12 protein-coding genes, 1 tRNA gene and 1 pseudogene are annotated in these 18,979 nt (G+C 71.3%); 9 read left to right on the top strand and 5 right to left on the bottom strand.

Going from position 1 to position 18,979, the window contains the following annotated elements; genetic code table 11:
- Positions 1-85: 85 nt before the first annotated feature.
- The 3 genes from ACFYYF_RS17805 (at position 86) to ACFYYF_RS17815 (ending at position 3,462) form a co-directional block, all read left to right on the top strand.
- Positions 86-1,291, top strand: a complete 1,206-nt coding sequence (locus tag ACFYYF_RS17805; RefSeq protein ID WP_365479533.1) for a DNA polymerase III subunit delta' — start codon at positions 86-88, stop codon at positions 1,289-1,291.
- Positions 1,292-1,696: 405 nt separating this feature from the next.
- Positions 1,697-3,280, top strand: a complete 1,584-nt coding sequence (locus ACFYYF_RS17810; RefSeq protein WP_388776576.1) for an alpha/beta hydrolase — start codon at positions 1,697-1,699, stop codon at positions 3,278-3,280.
- Between the two features lie 108 nt (positions 3,281-3,388).
- Positions 3,389-3,462, top strand: a tRNA-Thr gene (locus tag ACFYYF_RS17815).
- A 189-nt stretch (positions 3,463-3,651) separates the two neighbouring features.
- Here the strand turns inward: ACFYYF_RS17815 and ACFYYF_RS17820 are convergent.
- The gene (locus tag ACFYYF_RS17820; RefSeq protein ID WP_388776578.1) at positions 3,652-4,470 is read right to left on the bottom strand and encodes a hypothetical protein; all 819 of its coding nucleotides are present in this window, start codon (positions 4,468-4,470) and stop codon (positions 3,652-3,654) included.
- Between the two features lie 80 nt (positions 4,471-4,550).
- Positions 4,551-4,922: pseudogene (locus tag ACFYYF_RS17825) on the bottom strand (tyrosine-type recombinase/integrase); the annotation flags it as partial.
- A 265-nt stretch (positions 4,923-5,187) separates the two neighbouring features.
- Between ACFYYF_RS17825 and ACFYYF_RS17830 the strand changes: the two are divergent.
- Positions 5,188-5,904, top strand: coding sequence for a hypothetical protein (locus ACFYYF_RS17830; RefSeq protein WP_388776581.1), 717 nt, complete (start codon positions 5,188-5,190; stop codon positions 5,902-5,904).
- Between the two features lie 83 nt (positions 5,905-5,987).
- Complete coding sequence (locus ACFYYF_RS17835; RefSeq protein ID WP_388776583.1) at positions 5,988-6,437, top strand: hypothetical protein; 450 nt, start codon at positions 5,988-5,990, stop codon at positions 6,435-6,437.
- Positions 6,438-6,462: 25 nt separating this feature from the next.
- On the opposite strand, the gene ACFYYF_RS17840 is transcribed toward ACFYYF_RS17835, so the two are convergent.
- The gene (locus ACFYYF_RS17840) at positions 6,463-8,025 is read right to left on the bottom strand and encodes an APC family permease (RefSeq protein WP_388776586.1); all 1,563 of its coding nucleotides are present in this window, start codon (positions 8,023-8,025) and stop codon (positions 6,463-6,465) included.
- 389 nt (positions 8,026-8,414) lie between these two features.
- Between ACFYYF_RS17840 and ACFYYF_RS17845 the strand changes: the two genes are divergently transcribed.
- The 3 genes from ACFYYF_RS17845 (at position 8,415) to ACFYYF_RS17855 (ending at position 14,810) form a co-directional block, all read left to right on the top strand.
- Positions 8,415-8,843, top strand: coding sequence for a DUF3052 domain-containing protein (locus tag ACFYYF_RS17845; RefSeq protein ID WP_388776588.1), 429 nt, complete (start codon positions 8,415-8,417; stop codon positions 8,841-8,843).
- 112 nt (positions 8,844-8,955) lie between these two features.
- Complete coding sequence (locus ACFYYF_RS17850) at positions 8,956-9,870, top strand: glycosyltransferase family 2 protein (protein WP_388776591.1); 915 nt, start codon at positions 8,956-8,958, stop codon at positions 9,868-9,870.
- Between the two features lie 587 nt (positions 9,871-10,457).
- A complete protein-coding gene (locus ACFYYF_RS17855; RefSeq protein WP_388776594.1) occupies positions 10,458-14,810 on the top strand; it encodes a BTAD domain-containing putative transcriptional regulator in 4,353 nt (1,450 codons plus the stop codon).
- Between the two features lie 5 nt (positions 14,811-14,815).
- Here the strand turns inward: ACFYYF_RS17855 and ACFYYF_RS17860 are convergent, their stop codons facing one another.
- Together ACFYYF_RS17860 and ACFYYF_RS17865 are read right to left on the bottom strand one after the other, a co-directional pair.
- Positions 14,816-16,504 (bottom strand): bifunctional 3'-5' exonuclease/DNA polymerase, encoded by a 1,689-nt coding sequence (locus tag ACFYYF_RS17860; protein WP_388776597.1) that lies wholly within the window; start codon positions 16,502-16,504, stop codon positions 14,816-14,818.
- Between the two features lie 229 nt (positions 16,505-16,733).
- A complete protein-coding gene (locus tag ACFYYF_RS17865; RefSeq protein ID WP_388776599.1) occupies positions 16,734-17,477 on the bottom strand; it encodes a Clp protease N-terminal domain-containing protein in 744 nt (247 codons plus the stop codon).
- A 232-nt stretch (positions 17,478-17,709) separates the two neighbouring features.
- Here ACFYYF_RS17865 and ACFYYF_RS17870 point away from each other — a divergent pair, with 232 nt between their 5' ends.
- Positions 17,710-18,837, top strand: a complete 1,128-nt coding sequence (locus ACFYYF_RS17870) for a DUF2786 domain-containing protein (RefSeq protein ID WP_388776602.1) — start codon at positions 17,710-17,712, stop codon at positions 18,835-18,837.
- The last annotated feature ends 142 nt before the right edge of the window (positions 18,838-18,979 follow it).

Consider the following 18,979-nt stretch of genomic DNA (forward strand, 5'->3'; position numbering starts at 1 on the left):
GTCGGCCGGGTGGGTGGCCTCGGTTGTCAGTGGCGACCCGCACAATGGACGACGCGAGACGAAGTGCGACGGAAGGGCGGAGCCCATGCCTGTGTGGGACGACCTGGTGGGCCAGGAGAAGGTGAGCGAGCAGCTCGCCGCCGCTGCCCGGGACGCCGACGCGCTCGTCACGGCGGTCGCCGCGAACGCCCCGCTCCCCGAGGCGTCCAAGATGACGCACGCCTGGCTGTTCACGGGCCCGCCCGGCTCGGGCCGCTCCACGGCCGCGCGCGCGTTCGCCGCCGCGTTGCAGTGCGTGAGCCCCGACCGCGCGCTCGGCGGAATCCCCGGCTGCGGGTTCTGCGACGGCTGTCATACGAGCCTGGTCGGCACCCACGCCGATGTGGAGATCGTCCGTACGGACCTGCTCTCCATCGGCGTCAAGGAGACCCGCGACCTGGTGCGCCGCGCCCAGCTCTCCCCGGCGGGCGGCCGCTGGCAGGTCATCGTGCTGGAGGACGCGGACCGTCTCACGGAGGGCGCGGGCAACGTCCTGCTCAAGGCCGTCGAGGAGCCCGCTCCGCGCACTGTCTGGCTCCTGTGCGCGCCCTCCATCGAGGACGTGCTGCCCACCATCCGCTCCCGCTGCCGGCTCCTCACGCTGCGCACGCCGCCGGTCGACGCCGTCGCCGACATCCTCATCCGGCGTGACGGCATCGAACCTGACGTGGCGGCCGCCGCCGCGCGCGCGACGCAGGGGCACATCGGGCGGGCCCGCCGCCTCGCGACGGACCCGAGCGCCCGTCAGCGCCGCGCCGCCGTGCTCAAGCTCCCGCTGCGGATCGACGACGTCGGTGGCTGTCTCAAGGCGGCGCAGGAGCTGATCGACACGGCGTCGGAGGACGCGAAGCAGCTCGCCGAGGAAGTCGACGTCAAGGAGACCGAGGAGCTGAAGGCGGCGCTCGGCGCGGTGCAGGGCGGCCGGATGCCGCGGGGCACGGCGGGCGTCATGAAGGAGCTGGAGGACCGGCAGAAGCGCCGGAGAACGCGCACGCAGCGCGACAGCCTGGACCTGGCCCTGATCGACCTCACCGGCTTCTACCGCGATGTTCTCGCCCTGCAGCTCGGCTCCCGCGTGGCCATCGCCAACGCGGAGGCCGAGGACGCGCTGGAGCGGCTGGCCCGCGGCAGCTCGCCGGAGTCGACGCTGCGCCGCATCGACGCGATCGCCGCGTGCCGGGACGCCCTCGACCGAAACGTCGCTCCGCTGCTGGCGGTGGAGGCGATGACGATGGCGCTCCGCGCGGGTTGATCCTGGCGTGTCGGCCCGGGCCGGGGGAGGCCAGGCCGGTGGGGCTTGGTCAGGAATGGATGACCTGGCGGGTGGGACCCGTCCCGTGGAGATCGGGCACAGGTGCCCCGGCGGATCGGGCAGAGGTGACCCGCCGAGTTGGGGTCGGTCAGGGGTGACCTGGCGGGTGGCTTGTCCGCTCGGGTCGGCCGGAGCCCCTGTCTGTCAGGTGAGGCCTGTCCCGGGGCCGGCTGTCCGGTGAAGCCGGTCGGGATGGGCTGTCCGGTGAGGTCGGGCATGGGCGGGGCGGGCGGTGTAGACCTGGTGGGGAGCGGTCTCGCTGGTGGCCGGTTGACGGGGTCACTCGTACGAGCCGCTTCCTCGGCTGGGGGTGATCAATTGATCGCGCACGGTTACGCTCGCGAGATGGACTTGAGGCGCACCACACGGCCGACCCGACCCCTCCGTGCGAGCGGCGTGCTGCTGGCCGCCGCGGCGCTGTTCATCTCGGCCTGCTCCTCGGGAAGTTCCACGACGACGGCCGCGACGACGCAGGCGGTGCTCACCGCGCTGCCGCGTGCCACGCCGTCCGCGCTGACGCCGTACTACGAGCAGAAGCTGAACTGGCGCAGCTGCGGTGTCCCCGGCTTCGAGTGCGCCACGATGAAGGCGCCGCTCGACTACGAGAAGCCCGGTTCGGGCGACGTCCGGCTGGCGGTGTCCCGCAAGAAGGCCACGGGTCCTGGCAAGCGGCTCGGGTCGCTGCTGGTCAATCCGGGCGGGCCGGGCGGTTCGGCGGTCGGCTATCTCCAGCAGTACGCCGGGATCGGCTATCCGGCGGACGTCCGCGCCCGTTACGACATGGTCGCGGTCGACCCGCGGGGAGTGGCCCGCAGCGAGCCGGTCGAATGCCTCAACGGCCGCGCGATGGACGCGTACACCCAGACCGACATGACGCCGGACGACGGCCGGGAGACGGATCAGCTCGTCGAGGCGTTCAAGAAGTTCGCCGAGGGCTGCGGGGCGCACTCGCCCGATCTGCTGCGGCACGTCTCCACGGTCGAGGCGGCCCGTGACATGGACATCCTGCGGGCGGTTCTGGGCGACGAGAAGCTGACGTACGTGGGGGCGTCGTACGGCACGTTCCTGGGGGCGACGTACGCCGGGCTCTACCCGGATCGGGTGGGCCGGCTGGTGCTGGACGGTGCGCTGGATCCGTCCCTGAACGCGCGCAAGCTCAACGAGGAGCAGACGGCGGGGTTCGAGACGGCGTTCCAGTCCTTCGCGAAGGACTGTGTGCGGCACAGCGACTGCCCGCTCGGCGACGCGGGCACGAGCCCGGACGAGGTGGGCCGGAACCTGAAGGCGTTCTTCCAGCGACTGGACAAGGAGCCCATTCCGACGGGCGACCCGGACGGCCGCAAGCTCGGCGAGGCGCTGGCGACGACCGGGGTCATCGCGGCGATGTACGACGAGACGGCCTGGCCGCAGCTCCGTGACGCGCTCACCTCGGCGATGAAGAAGAACGACGGCGCGGGTCTGCTCGCCCTCTCCGACAGCTATTACGAGCGGGACGCCGACGGTCAGTACGCCAATCTGATGTCCGCGAACGCCGCCGTGAACTGCCTCGACCTGCCGCCCGCCTTCTCGGGCCCGGACCAGGTCCAGGAGTCGCTGCCCGACTTCGAGAAGGCGTCCCCCGTCTTCGGTGAGGGCCTGGCCTGGGCCTCGCTGAACTGTGGGTACTGGCCGGTCAGGAACACCGGAGAGCCGCACCGCATCGAGGCGAAGGGCGCGGCGCCGATCCTCGTCGTCGGCACCACCCGGGACCCGGCGACCCCGTACCCGTGGGCGCAGTCCCTCGCCTCCCAGCTCTCCTCCGGAACGCTCCTGACGTACGTCGGCGACGGCCACACCGCCTATGGGCGCGGCAGCTCCTGCATCGACTCCACGGTCAACCGCTACCTCCTCCAGGGCACCCCTCCCGAGAAGGGAAAGCGCTGCTCATAGCCCTGCTGGGCCCCCACGGGGACCCCGCCCCGGGCCATGTACGGAGCACCCCCGGAAACTGTGTAGACTTACCGACGTTGCTGATCGCACCATAGGTGTGGACAGCGCGCCGCCTTAGCTCAGATGGCCAGAGCAACGCACTCGTAATGCGTAGGTCTCGGGTTCGAATCCCGAAGGCGGCTCTGTGGAAGCCCCAGGACTCACTCGCCGTGACCTGGGGCTTTTGCTTTCATTGGACGCGGTGATGAGGTTGGAACCGGGCCCCTGGAGTGTCGGCGGTCTCCGTTCTGGTCTCAGCCCGCGGGTTCATCTGAGGGTGCCGAAGTGCTTCCGCCTCGAAGACGCTGCAGATGTGGAAGCGCACGGGTTGCTCACTCTCGATCGGACCGCAGGTCGGGCGGCGTCTTGCTGAGCGCCTCCCGCGCCGCGCTCGTGAACCGTTCCCGGCTGCGTTCCCGCGCTTCCTTGTTCCGCATGAGTACATCCGCCATTGAGAACGCCTCGCTTGCGGCCGCGGAGATTCGCTCAACGTTCGCTCTCAGCGCTTCTCGTGCCTCTCCCGAGGTGAGTCGATAGCGCTCCGCACTCTCCATCGCTGCCTGCAACAGGGGGTGGCCATCAAGCTCCCGCATGTCGCGCCCCTGGCTTCGATGGGCAGAGATGAGATCCGCAACTTGTTGGGCGTGGTGTCGGTGATCCTCTGACGCCTCGGACAGAGCGTCAGCGGGTATCGGGCGTCCGTCGACCTCCGCTATCGAAGCTTTGGTCACCTCGATGAAGCGGACAGCGACTCTGACGTCTTCCTGCATCGTCTCCGCCAGAGACTCAGCCGCACGCGTGACTTCTGCGGGACCTAAGATCGCGATGCGTCGCGCGCGCCCCACCATGCGGTCCGCTGCCAAACGAAGGTCCTCAAGGCCCGCTAGGTCTGAGGCATCAGTTTCTGCGGATGCCTGAGTGATACGCAGGCACTCATCCCAGGCTTCGAGGAAGCTTTCGTAGGTACTGAAGCGCTGCTGCCTCAGCCAATGAGCATGCTCCACGGCACCTTGGTCATGCACTTGGCTTCGAATGGCCTCGGCGCTCTTCTCGGCACCGAATTTGGCTGCTCGTGCCCCAACGATGGCTCCCAGCCACGTTGCCGCTAGCCCGACTGCAGCAAGAGCGAGAGGAATCATGAAGTCCTTCACGCTTGTTCATCATGTCGGTGCAGCCTGTGCTTGGGAACCCTGTGCGCCTCTTCGAAGCGCCCCCCCGGGCAGGAGTGGCTCGCGTCCTTGGACCGGTGAGACCGCCCCTTCACGTACCGACGGGTCTGCTGATCTGGGTGTGCCGGAGCATCTCCATGCTGGTGCATAGTCCACGCCCAGCTCGTCCAGGATGGTGCCGACCGTGTGACGGCTTCCGTCGTGTAGGCCGTGGTCGTCCATTCCGGCTTCGGGGAGTAGTTCCTTGAATTTCTCCCAGTCGGCCCGGGGTCGAGCGGCCGGCCGTCGGACCGCGTGAATGCGGCGCCGTGCTCCTCCGACCCGTCGCCCGCAGCCTCACGTAACTCGTCTTGCCGGGCCTTGTGCTCGACCAGGCAAGGGATGAACGGCGGTGGGATCGGCACGGCATTGCGGCTCTTCGTCGTCTTGAGGCGGAGTGAAGCCGATCACATGGGACGTCAACGAGAATGACCACTCGGCGCCAAGAGCCTTCTTGGCTTGTTCATGCGCTTGAGCTCACAACGAGGCTGCTCTGAAAGCAACTTGACGCCTACTCAGGCAGTCCTCTTTCGAGAGATCGTCGTGCGAGGTGATCGCATTGGTTGAATAGGTTCGCTTTGTGAAGCGAGCACTGGGCGAGCATATCTCGCCACTTCACCTCAGGATTTCCTCAAGCGGTCGTGACTCCCTGTCGCGTACATGATCTGCTTCGCGGTGGCGACCGGCCCCCTGATGACCAACAGGGGCTGGCACGACATATGGGGGATTTCTGTGAAGTACAGGGCACGCGTAACGATTGCCGCGACGGCGCTGCTGATAGCCGGGTCATCCGTTCCCGCGCTCGCAGCCGACGGCGACACGAGCCCCGCGGTGACGTCCGCCGACAGTCTGACGGAGGCCGGGACGGAATCCGATGCCGCGCTGAACGAAGACTTGCCGATCCCGGGGGAGACGGCGGAGAGCGACATGCCGCCCGCGAAGACGCCGATGAGCAACCAGTGTGATCCTGAGTGGTTCTTCCACGTCACTCAGAACAAGAAGAACACGATGTCGGTCAAGTACCACACGTACGTCCAGAACAAGAAGGACTACGCGATCGACTTCAAGTTCTCCTCGAAGAAGAGCGGGACGACGGAGGTCGGTGCTTCGCTGACGGTCAGTGGCGAGACCAAGGTCATGATCCTGGGGAAGATCAAGGTCGACGTGAATGCGAGCGTCAAGCACAGCTGGACCTCCGAACTCGGTATCGAGACCAGTGGCAAGGTCAAGGCGCACTCCACCGTCAACGGCGACTACGGGATCATGAAGGAGAACGTCTACGGCTACAAGGCTTACCGGTACAGCAACTGCGGCACCGGCACGAAGCAGTACATGACGGCGTGGGCGCCGTACCGCGAGGGATGGGTCGTCAGCTAGCGGACCCGTAGTCCCACCGGCCTGGGCCCGAGCCCCACATCCTGTGAGGGGCAGGGCCCTTCCCCCCTCTTTGGAGAATCGCCATGCGCCGTTACGCATCACTCGCAGCCGCCGCACTGGTCGGACTGTTCGTCAGCGGCTGTTCGGCCTCGCATGAGGCGAGCGCCCCGGTGGAGACGAGGACTTCGGCGAAGCCTTCGGTGAGGCCCTCGGTGAAGGAGTCGTCCTTCGACCTCCCCGAGAACGCGGAGGTTCTCGTCGCCGAGACTTCCGGTACGTCGGACAAGGACCTGAAGGAGTTCAAGCCCGGCAAGGGTGTGTACACGATCTACTCGCGCTGTTCGGGGAAGGGGAAGGTCACGATCGTCGACAGGGACGACGACAAGGACGGCACGACCTTGGTGCGGTGCGACGGTGTCGTGTCCGTCGGCCGCGTCTACGTCGACATCGAGACGCAGCGCCTGCAGATCCGTGTGGCCGGTGACCCGACGAACTGGACCGTCGCGGTCGTCGCGGGCGAACACGACGTATAACCCGTGCCCCCGATGGATGTGGGGGTCAGTGGCCTTCGCGGTCGTGGGCCGATACCGGGATCGTTTCCTTGTGGAAGTAGGACGGGCGGACCGCGCTGTACACGAGCATCAGGACGGCTCCGAGGAGAAGGGCGCCGACGCCGGTCACGAAGACGCCGCCGAACTGCCAGTGCGGCGGGAACGGCAGGGTCCATGAGGTGCTGCCGTAGTCGGCGGCGGCGTACACGAAGCAGGCGTTGACGAAGAAGTACAGGAGCAGCAGACCGCCCAGGCCCGGCATGATCCCGCGCGTCCACAGGTCGTGCGCACTGCGCGTGAGGACCCTGCGGTAGTACCAGACGCAGGCGAAGCCCGTGAGCCCGTAATAGAAGGCGATCATCAGGCCGACCGAGCCGATGGAGTCGGCCAGCACGTTCTCGCTCACCCTGGTCAGGAGGACGTAGAAGACGATCGAGGCGATCCCCATGCCCACGGTGGACCAGGTCGGGGTGAGGAACCGGGGGTGGATGCGGGAGAAGCGCTGCGGGATGGCCTTGAACACGGCCATGGACAGCGTGGTGCGGGCGGTCGGCAGGATGGTCGTCTGCGTGGAGGCCGCCGCCGAGGTGAGGACCATGACGATCAGGAGCTTGGTGGCGACCGTGCCCCAGGTCCCGCTGCCGAAGACCTCGGCGCCGAGACTCGACAGGACGTCTCCGGAGTTGTCCGGGTTGCCCAGGCCGATGCCCTTCTCGCCGACCCCCGCGAAGGCCTGCGCGGACGTGGTGACCAGGACGTAGATGAGAAGCAGGATGACGGTCGAGATGACCGCCGCGCGGCCGGGGGTGCGGTCGCGGTCGACGGTCTCCTCGTTCACCGACACGGCGGTGTCCCAGCCCCAGTAGATGAACACTCCGGCGAGGATGCTCTTGGTCAGGTCGTCGAACGAGTTGATCTCGAAGGGGTTGAACCACGACCACGAGATCTCCGAGGAGACGTCCGGCGCCGTGCCGCCGTACACCTTGACCAGCGCGGTGACCGCCAGCAGGGCCAGCACGACGATCTCGATCGTGAGCAGCGCCTTCTGCAGGTTGGCCGAGAGCTCGATGCCGATGTAGCAGACCAGGGTCATGACGGCGATCCACAGCACGCCGACGAGGGTGACCCAGAAGGTGTCCTCCGCCAGCCCGTCGGCGCCGATGAGCTGGAACCCGTACGCTCCGGCGATCTGGGCCAGGTTGGCCATCACGATGATGTCGGCCGCGACGATGCCCCAGCCGCCCAGCCAGCCGGTACGGGGGCCGAAGGCGCGGGCCGCCCAGGTGAACGTGGTGCCGCAGTCGGGGTCGGCCCGGTTCAGCTCCTTGTAGCCGTAGGCGATCAGGAACATCGGGACGAACGCGAGGATGATCACGATCGGTGACTGGAAGCCCACGATTCCGACGATGACGCCGAGGGTCGCCGCGAGGCTGTAGGCGGGGGCCGTGGAGGCCAGCCCGATCACCGTGCTGGAGAACAGACCCAGGGCGCCGCCCTTGAGGCCTTTGTCCATGGATCCCGGGCCCAGCGGTGGCAGGGGCGCGGGCGGCGGGACGGATGGTGAGCTCATGACGCCCTCCGGAACCTGGTGGCGCCCGCCGGGGGTGGACCGGGCGCACGCTGTCCCCGGCCCGGGAGCCTCGGACATCCCGGGAATCGCCGGGGACGTCCGGGGGACCGGGCCGCTCCCACCAGCATGAACCCGCTCGCCGACAACCGGTAATCGAGCGTGCCCAGGACGGCCGGCACCCCTGCCCGCCCCTCGCGCCGCCGCGCTTCACGGAGCCGGCGGGTGGTGCGTACGGCGCTGCGTACGGCGTCTGACGGGGCCGGGTCGCGTACAGGGCCGACCGGGCCGGGTCGCGTATGGCGCCGACCGGGCCGGACCGAGTACGGGGCTGACCTCGGGCGGGCCCCGAACGCGAGGCCGACCGGGTCGGGCGGTGTCATCCTGCGGGGATGACGGGATCCAGCGTGGCGGGCGGCGGCGGGTACTCGGGTACGCCGCTCGCCCGGAAGATCGGCATCAAGGCGGGGCACCGGGTGCGGCTGCTCCAAGCGCCGCCCGACTGGGAGATCCCCGGGCTGCCCGAGGACTGCGCGGTCGGGGAGGGCGGCCCGGAAGGGGCGGACGTCACCGTCGCCTTCTTCCGGGAGCGCGCCGAACTGGCGGCGCGGGCGGCCGCACTGGCCGGCGGCCTCGCGGACGAGGCCATGCTGTGGATCGCCTGGCCCCGCCGCGCCGCCGGGCACACCAGCGACATCACGGAGAACGATCTGCGGGACCTCTTCCTGCCGCTCGGACTGGTCGACGTGAAGGTGGCGGCCCTGGGGGAGGACTGGTCGGGACTGAAATTCGTCCGCCGCAAGGAGAACCGGCGCTCCTGATCCGCACTTATGGGCCTAGATCAGGACGTACGCACGACGGACCAGCCGGCGTATTTGAGGGGTCGTCCGGGTGAACGACTAGCATCGCGGCACAGTTGTCGGCCGGGATGGGGTGGGTGTCGTGTCGCAGGCGGAGGAGGGGCCACGGATCGCAGTTGCCGTGGTGACCATGGGCAACCGGCCCGTGGAGGTCGACGCACTGCTCACCTCCGTGGCCAAGCAGGACGTGGCCCCCACCCGGATCGTGATTGTCGGCAACGGCTGTCCGCTGCCCGAGTTCGCCGAACGGCTCGGCCTGCCGGGCGAGGTGACCACCGTCGAGCTGGACGACAACCTCGGCTGCCCCGGTGGCCGGAACGTCGGCCTGAGCCGGCTCCGTGAGTTCGGGGACGTGGACGTGGTCGTCGAGCTCGACGACGACGGGCTCCTCGTCGACGGCGACGTGCTGCGCAAGGTGCGCGATCTGTACGCTGCCCGGCCGCGCCTCGGCATCGTCGGCTTCCGTATCGCCGACGAGCACGGGGAGACGCAGCGCCGCCATGTGCCGCGGGTCGGCGCCAAGGACCCGATGCGCGGCGGACCGGTCACCGGCTTCCTCGGGGGCGGCCACGCGCTGTCCATGCCGATGCTGGCCGAGACGGGGGACTGGCCCGCCGAGTTCTTCTTCGCGCACGAGGAGACCGACCTCGCCTGGCGGGCCATCGACGCCGGCTGGACCGTGCTGTACGAGCCCGAACTGCTGCTCCAGCACCCCAAGACCTCGCCCGCCCGGCACGCCATCTACTACCGCGTGACCGCCCGCAACCGGGTCTGGCTCACCCGCCGCCGGCTGCCCCTGGTGCTGATTCCCGTGCACCTGGGGATCTGGATCGCGCTCACGCTCCTGCGGACGCGGTCGGTCGGCGGGCTGAGGGCCTGGTTCGGCGGCTTCGCGGAGGGGCTGCGGCGGCCCGGCGGAGAGCGGCGCCCGATGCGGTGGCGGACGGTCTGGCGGCTCACCCGCCTCGGCCGGCCGCCCGTCATCTGAGCCGGTCGGTCGTCTGAACCGGTCGGTCGTCTGAACCTGCCGGTCCACCTAGCTTGCCGGTCGTCCGAGCCTGCGGTTCGTCCGAGCCTGTAGGTCGTGAGTCGGCTGAACCCGCGGGTCGTCGGTCGGCTGAACGGGCTGAACCCGTAGGCCGTCGGCCGGCTCGCCACACGAGACGGCTTGCCGTTCCGAGGCGTCTGTTTCGAGGCGTCTGTTCCGAAGCGTCTGCGTCGACGTGTCTGCTCCGAGGCGTTCGTCACCCGGAGCGGCACCGCTCGTCATCCGGGACGGCCCACCGGCCGGGTACGGACGGAGGCCCCGGTCGATCACCTCGACGACCGGGGCCTCTGACGTCCCCGGATCCGGCCACGGCGGCGACACTCCCCCGAGTTACGCGTAGTACGCGCGCACCGTCGGGCCAGATCCGATGGCTTGATCACATCAGCCTGCGCCAACGGATCGCTAACATATGGCCAACGGTTCCCTCGGGGACGATCAGTTGACCGGCGTGAACTCGTCCCGAGAGGCACGAAACCGCCGTGGTGCGCGGCCGGCGCGGCCGGGCGGAAAGGCGATGGGGCGGCGTGATGCGGAACGGGCTGCGGTTCGGACTGCTGGGGCCGCCGGTCCTGTACGACGCCGATGGCGAGGTCGTCTCGATCGGTGGCCGGAAGATGCGCGCCCTGCTCGCCGCGCTGCTCCTCGAACCGGGCCGGGTCGTCTCCGTCGACGCGCTCAAGGACGCGCTGTGGGGCGGGGCGCCGCCCGCCTCCGCCCAGGCGTCCCTCCAGAACCATGTGACCCGGCTGCGCCGTCTGCTCGACGATCCGGAACGGCTGCGCGCGGTCTCTCCGGGGTACGTCCTGCGGGTCGGCGAGGGCGAGTTGGACGTCCGAGTCTTCGAGCGGCACGCCACCTCCGCGCGGGACGCGCACGCCGAGCGCGACTGGGAGCGGGCGCTGCGCGAGGCCACCGCCGCGCTCGCGCTGTGGCGCGGCACCCCCCTGAGCGGCCTCCCGCCCGAGACCGGCGGACACGCCTTCGTCCAGCGCCTGGAGGAGGGGCGGCTGCTCGTCCTGGAGTGGGCGTACGAGGCGGAGCTGTGCCTCGATCCGACGGCCTCCCGGCTCGACCGGCTGGCACCGGAACTGGCCGCCCGCACGGCAGGGCATCCTCTGCGCGAGTCGTTCCACCGGCTGCTGATGCTGGTGCTGCACCGCACCGGGCGCCAGGCCGAGGCCCTGGCCGTCCACCGCGATCTGCGGGCCCGCCTGCTCGACGAACTCGGCATCGAACCGGGGCCCGCCGTGCGCAGGGCCCACCTGGAGATCCTGCGGGACTACGACCGGCTCCCGGGCGAGGCCCGTACCGACGACGTGCCCCCGGGCGGGAACGGGCTCCAGGACGGTTCCGGAGATCCGCAGGGGAGCGGGAGCGGGGGCGCCGACGGGGGCAGTGCCTGGATCCCGGGCGTGGGCGCGGACCGGAGACGAGGCGGCGACAGACGCCGGGGCGGCGACGCCGACGACCGGCGGAAGGCCGGGAACGCCGACCAGCCGTCGAGCGGCGACGCCGACGGGGGGCACGATCGGGCTGGGAGCGGCGATCAGTCCTGGCGTGGCGAGAGGGACGGCACCAGGAGTGACGACAGAGGCACTTTCGGACACACCGGCGAGGCCGGAGGCAGTGGCGGCGAGGCGGACAACGGCTGGGGCGTAGGCCAGGGCGGCGACGGCGCCGACGACGCCGCCAGGTATGGGATCGCCGGTCGGGACGGCGGTGTGGGTCACGGCGGCGATTACCGCCGGGGCGGGGGTGTAGGCCGTGACGCGAGCGTCGACGGTGATCGGGCTGCCGGTCGGGAGGACAGTGTCGGCGAGGCCGGGACTGTCGACCGCGACGAAGACGATGGCTGGTACGGGGGTCCTGGCCGTGTTGGAGACGGTGGTCGCGAGGGCGATGCCGCCGGGGCTGAGCGCGCCGGTCGTGGTGGCGACGGCGGCCGTGACAGGCGCGGGAACGTGGGTGAGGTCGGGAACACCAGCCGGGTCGGGAACACCAGCCGGGACGGGAAGGTCGACCGGGACGGGAGTGTCAGCCCGGACGGAAACGTCGACCAAGACAGGAACGTCGACCAGGACAGGAGCGGCGACCGGGACGGAGGTCGTGGTCGGCACGCTGACGCCGGCACGGCGGAGTCCGTGGTCGGCTCCGGCCGGGGCGAGCGCGGCGTCGGCGTACCTCCCCGGCCCGCTCAACTTCCCCCGCCCCCGCCCCACTTCACCGGACGTGAAGACGTCCGCGACCAGCTCTTCCGAGTCCTGGACCCGGAGCCCTCGCCGCGCCGGGCGCACCCGGCCGACGCCCCGGGCCGCCCCGACGCCGGAGCATCCGCAGGCGCGTTCGACCGTGCGTCCGCGCGTGCGTCCGAGGCGGGCCCCGGTGTCACGACGCCCGCCGGGGCGCCCGCCCGGACGACCGGCCAGGTGACCGACCCCACGACCGAGGGCCGGGCGACCGACGGCCGTACGACCGCAGGCCATACGACCGACGGCCATGCGACCGACAGCGGTGCGACCGCCGGTGTCACGTTCGCCGGTGGCGCGTACGCCGACGGGTCCCCCGACGGCGCCGGAGGCGACACTGGCCCGCACGACCGGCCCTTCGCCGGCGAGCCCGCCACCGTACTGCCACGCGTCGCCGTGATCAGCGGCATGGCGGGCGTCGGCAAGAGCGCGCTCGCACTGCACGTCGCGCACGGACTGCGGGAACGATTCACCGACGGCCAGTTGTACGTCAACCTGCACGGCGCCACCCCCGGCATGACCCCGCTCACCGCCGGTCAGGCGCTCGCCGCGCTCCTGCGCGACCTGGGGACGGAACCCCGGCGGATCCCCGAACACCCCGACGCGGCGGCGGCGTTGCTCCGGTCGATGCTCGCTCCCACCCGCACCCTGATGGTGCTGGACGACGCCGCGCACGCCGCCCAGGTGCGGCCACTGCTGCCGGCCGGCGCGGGCTGCGCGGTGATCGTGACGAGCCGCTCTCCGCTCACCGCCCTGGACGGCGCCGACCGTTTCCCGCTCGCGCCGCTGACGGACGAGGACAGCGCGGCCCTGCTCCGCGCGGTCTCCGGCCGCCGAGAAGGGCTCGACGGAGGTCACCCCCTCGTCGAACTCACCGGCCGGCTGCCGCTGGCGCTCCGGGTGGTCGCGGCCCGTCTCGCCGCCCGCCGCGCACTGACCCCCGACGTTCTCGCCGGTCAACTGGCCGCGACAGAAGGCCGGTTGCATCATCTGGAGTACGACGACCTGAGCGTGCGCCGCTCGCTCGCCGTCGCGCACGACGCGCTGCGCGCCTCCGAGCGCGAGGCCGACCGGGACGCGGCGCTCGCCCTGTGCCGTATCGGCGCGCTCGACCTGCCCGCGTACGGTGCCGCCCTCGTCGCCCGCCTCACCGGCACCGACGAACGTCGTGCCGAGGCCGCGCTCGACCGCCTGGTCGACGTCGCCCTCCTGGACGAGACCGCGTACGGGCGGTACGCGCCGCACGATCTCGTACGGGACTTCGCCCGGGAGATCGCGGGCGCGGCGGAGTGCGTCCTCGCGACAGCGCCCGCGCCCACGTCGGCCCCCGGGCCCGCGGCTGAGACAGCGCCCGCGCCCGGGCCGGCACCCAGGCCCGCGGCCACGGACGTCGTCGCCGGCCACGTCGCCAACGGCCCGGCCCTGCTCGGCGATGACGCCGTCGTCGCCGAACGTGCCCTGCGCTGGTACGCCGGTGTCGCCGCCCGCTCCCTGGAGGCGATTCTCGAACCCGGTCTCGACAGGGAGGACCGCGGCAGGCCGACCGCCTCGCAGCCGGCCGGGCACGCGGCGGACGTGGCGGCCACACCCCCGTTCTGCTCCGCCCGGGAGGCCTTCGCCTGGGGCGACACCGAATTGGCGAACGTGGTCGCGCTCGCGGAGCGGTACGCGCACGGCTCGCCGTACTTCCCCCTGCTGGCCCGCCTGCTCAACCCGTACGTCCAACGCAGTGGCCGGGTGGCCGAGTTGGAGGTCCTTCAGCGGGCCGCGCTCGACGCGGCGCGGCTGCTCGGCGACGAGGCCGCGGAGGCGTACGCGCTCGGCGACCTCGGGGGTCTGCACTTCATGACGGGCCGGGTGGCCGACGCCCTGACCCTGAACGACGAGGCGCTGGCGATCTGGCGCCGCCTCGGCGTGCGCTCCTGCCAGCGACGGGCCCTGAACAACCGGGGCATGCTCCTCGAAACCCTCGGCCGCCACGCCGAGTCGAGTGAGGCGCTGCTCCAGAGTCTCCAGTTCTCAAGGGAGTTGGGCGACCCGCACATGGAGGCCATCACCTACAGCCACCTCGGCAACCTGTACGAGCACACCGACCCGCGAGCCGCCATCGATCACCACAAACGCAGTCTCGCGATCGGCGACATCCTGCACGACGTGATCATCCGGCACTCGGCGCACTGCAACATCGGCTACGCCCACCTCACGCTCGGCGAACCGGCCGCCGCCGTGCCGCACTTCGAGGAGAGCCTGCGCATCCTCGGCGGCCACGGCGACTGGCACGGCGAGTCACAGACCAGGCTCGGCCTGGTGCGGGCCCTGCGCGGTGTCGGTCACCGGGAACGCGCGGCGCGCGAGTGCGATCTGCTGCGGTGCCGTGCCGACCGCCGGGCCGACCGGTACACCGGAGGGCTCGCCCGTCACCAGGCGGGCCTGCTGCTCCGGGAATGCGGCGACTTCGAAGCGGCCTACGAGGAGTGGGCGTCGGCTCTGGAGGCCCTGGCGGAGACGGACAGCCCGGTGACGGGCGAACTGCGGACGCTGCTGGCCGAAGGAGCCGAACGAGCCCAAGGGGTCGAAGGGGTCGAAGGAGCGGACAGGGTGGAAAGAGCGGACAGAGCGGACAGAGCGGTCTGACCGCGTCACTTCGCGTCCGCGTAGCACCGTACGACCGCCGTCGTGAAGGGAAAGCGCACCGGGGTCTCGCCGAAGGTGAGGCGGCCCGCGAGTTCGGCCGCGTCCCGGATGGCGGCCACCACGGCGTCGGCCTCTTCGGCGGGGCAGTGCACGATCACCTCGTCGTGCTGGAAGAAGACCAGCTCGGCGGCGAGCCCCGCACAGGTGCGGCGCAGAGCCGCCAGCATCAGCAGGGCCCAGTCGGCGGCACTGCCCTGCACGACGAAGTTGCGCGCGAACCGTCCGCGGGCGCGGGAGTCGGAAGACGCGTACCCCGGCACCCAGCCCTGGTCGACGGCCGTGTCGACGGGATCGTCCTGCGGGATGCCCGCCTCCCCGCCGCCGTCGCCCGATCCGACCGCCGGAGGGCAGGTCCGGCCCAGCCAGGTGCGCACCAGGCGCCCCTCCTCGCCCGCGCGGGCCGCGTCGTCCACGTACGCGACCGCCTTGGGGAAACGGCGGCGGAGCAGGGCGAGGTTCTTCAGGCCGTCGCCTGAGGTCTGGCCGTAGACGGCGCCGAGCACGGCGAGCTTGGCCTGCGCCCGGTCGCCGGAGAACGCCCGGTCCGAGACCGATTGATAGAGGTCGCTCTCCCGGCCCGCGACCTCCATCAGACCCGGATCGCGGGAGACGGCCGCGAGGACGCGCGGCTCCATCTGGTCGGCGTCGGCGACGACCAGCCGCCAGCCGGGATCTGCGACGACGGCACGCCGGATCACCTTGGGGATCTGGAGCGCGCCGCCCCCGTTGGTCACCCAGCGTCCGGTGACGGTCCCGCCCGGCAGGTACTCGGGCCGGAACCGCCCGTCGCGCACCCAGTCCTGGAGCCAGGACCAGCCGTGGGCGACCCAGATCCGGTACAGCTTCTTGTATTCGATCAGCGGTTTCACCGCCGGATGCTCGATCGACTCGATCTCCCATCGCCGGGTGGACCTGACCTTGATCCCGGCCTGCGCGAACGCCTTGACGACGTCGGCCGGCAGGTCGGGTCTGACCCGCCGCCCGAACGCGGCGGAGACCTCGTCGGTGAGTTCGGCGAGGCGCCGGGGTTCACCGCCCCCGGTGTACCGCTCGCCGAGCAGTTCGTGCAGCACGTCCCGGTGGACGTCGGCGCTCCACGGCAGCCCGGCCCGGTTCATCTCGGCGGCCACCAGCATTCCCGCGGACTCGGCGGCCGTGAGCAGCCGCATCCGGTCCGGGTGCGCGGCCGCGTCGTGCCGGCGCTGCTGGTCGGCGTAGACCGCGAGGAGATCCGCCAACGGCACGTGCACCGGGCGGGGTTCGAAGAGGGAGGACTGTAATCCGGGCTCGGCGGAACGCTGCGGCGGGTCCGGCGGCACGGGGCCGCCGCGCAGTCTCGCCAGCGCGGCGGCCGCCGACCGGGGCTCGCCGAGCCGCCCCTCGTGTCCGAGCAGCAGGGTCTCGGCGGCCTCCATGTCATAACACCGCTCCACTCGCACCCCCGTGGCGAGCAGTCGCGGATAGACATCGGCCGTCGACCGCCACACCCACCGGCTCACGTCCGGCCGGGCCCGTACGGCCTCCGCGAGGTCCGCCTCCCGGCGGACCTCCCCCGCGGGCAGCCCGTCCGGGCCGAGGGCGGCGAGCTCCACGCCACCGTCCTCGGCCGGCGCGAGAGCCCAGCGCTCGGTCATGCCTCCGAGTCTCGCAGGAGGGTCTGACAATGCCGGTCCGGCGCCGCCGCCGACGCGGGACGGTCCCTCCGGTCGCCCCGGGCTCGCGTCCGGACATTCCCTCCGGCGTTCCCGCGGCCGCTTGCGGGCTGCTCCTTCGAGCGGTGTCCCTAGCGGTGTCCCGAGCCGTGTCCCGAGCCGAGTCCCGAGCCGCGCCCCGGGCGATGCCCGAGCCCTGCCCTCGGTTGCCCTAGGACGCGCTCTCCGCCTCCGTCTTCTCCTTCACCAGTTCCGTGATCATGCGTCCGATGTGTGCCTCGGCCGCCGCCTTGTCGACGCCCGCGCCGCTGAGCACGCCCTGGCCGTTCTCGAACTCCAGCAGGGCGAGCAGGATGTGTTCGGTGCCGACGTAGTTGTGACCGAGGCGAAGGGCCTCGCGGAACGTGAGCTCCAGGACCTTCTTGGCCGCCGGCCCGTACGGGACCAGCTCAGGGACCTCGTCGACGGCCGGCGGGAGCGCGGCGACGGCCGCCTCGCGGACGGCGTCAAGGGAGACTCCCTGCGCGGTGATGGCCCGCGCGCCGAGCGCGTCGGGCTCGCTGAGCAGGCCGAGGACGAGGTGCTCGGGCAGTCCCTCGGTCCCGCCCAGGGCCTTGCACCGCTCGTGCGCGACCACGACGGCCTTCCTGGCCCGGTCGGTGTAACGGCCGAAGCCCTGGCTGGGGTCGAGGTCCGCCTCCGCCTTGGGCACGAAGCGCTTCTGCGCGGCCTGCCGGGTCACGCCCATGCTCCTGCCGATGTCCGTCCAGGACGCCCCCGAACGCCGCGCCTGGTCCACGAAGTGCCCGATCAGATGGTCGGCCACCTCGCCGAGGTGGTCCGCCGCGATCACCGCGTCCTGGAGCTGGTCGAGCGCGTCGGTGTGCACCTTCTTGATGGCCTCGATGAGGTCGTCGAGACGCACGGATGCCTTGCCGGGAGAGTTCGTCGTCATGTGTCAACGTTAGGTTGACAGTTCATGAGTGTCAACCCGGAGTTGACACTTCGAGTAGTGCCGTGGAGCGCCCGGGGTGGCGCGGCCGGGCATCCTCGGGAGGGGGAAGTGGGACAGGGTGTCCGCCGCAGGATCCGGGCGGGCGGAGCACTGTCCACAGGCTGTGGACAGTTGGCGGCCGCGGCGCCGGGGTGTACGCGGAGACCCGGGCCGCCCGTGACACGATCGGGGGATGAGTACGTCCAGCACCGTGGAGCGCGCCTTCGCGGCCGCCCTCTACGCCGACACCGACGCGGCGCTCGACACCGGAGCCTCCGTGCTCGCGGCCGACCCGGCCTCCGACGCCGAACTCGCCCGGCGCGGTGAGGAGTTCGTGGCGGCTGCCTGGCGGCGTGGCTGGCAGCCCGCCGACGTCGTACGGATCGTGCGACGCGACCTGGACGACGTACACGTACGCCTGGTGATCTCCTCGATCCTCGAGCAGCGGGACGGCGACCGCGAACCCCGGGGCGCGCGCTGGGCGGCCCAGCTCGACGAGCTGGCGGCCGAACCCCACGACCTCAGGGCCGACCGTTTCTCACGCGCCACCGCGACCCTGGAGCTCTACCGCCTGCTCCTGCGCCTGCCGGCCATCGAGCCCCTGTACCCGCCCCGGACACCGGTGACGGCCGCCGCCCCGCAGGAGACGCGCATGCTCACCCGCATCCGCGCCCTGCTCGCGAAGGCGGAGGCGACCGGGTTCCCGGAGGAGGCGGAGGCGCTGAGCGCCAAGGCGCAGGAGCTGATGGCGCGGCACACCATCGACGAGGCGCTGCTCGCGGCCCGCACCCACGCGAAGGACGCGCCCGGCGCCTGCCGCGTCGGCGTCGAGCCGCCGTACGAGACGGCCAAGGCCGTGCTCCTGGACGCGGTCGCGGGGGCGAACCGCTGCCGGGCCGTGTGGAACGACGCCCTCTGCTTCTCGACCGTCGTCGGCTTCGAACCCGACCTGGAGGCGGTCGAGCTCCTGTACACCTCGCTCCTCGTGCAGGCCACGGCCGCGATGACGAAGGCGGAGGCGGCGCAGCGGGCGGGCGGCCGCAAGCGTACGAAGACCTTCCGGCAGTCGTTCCTGGCCGCGTACGCGCACCGGATCGGCGACCGGCTCGCGTCGGTCGCCGAGGAACAGGTGACCGCCACGGAAGGGGACCTGCTGCCGGTCCTGGCGGCCCGTGACGTGGCCGTCACGGACCAGCTGGACCGGATGTTCCCGGAGACGGTGACGACCAGGATGCGCGGGATCACCGACGAGGCCGGATGGCACGAGGGCGCCGCGGCCGCGGACCGAGCCCAGGTCCGCGGCAGACGCCCGCTCCCCTAGAACCGCGCCACGTCCGCCAGAGCCGCGCCGGGTCTCCTGGAACCGAGCCACGTCCGCCAGAGCCGCGCCGGGTCTCCTGGAACCGAGCCACGTCCGCCAGAGCCGCGCCGGGTCTCCTGGAACCGCGCCACGTCCGCCAGAG

Origin of the sequence: Streptomyces sp. NPDC001914 (genome assembly GCF_042891215.1) — a bacterium.
Lineage (GTDB): Bacteria > Actinomycetota > Actinomycetes > Streptomycetales > Streptomycetaceae > Streptomyces.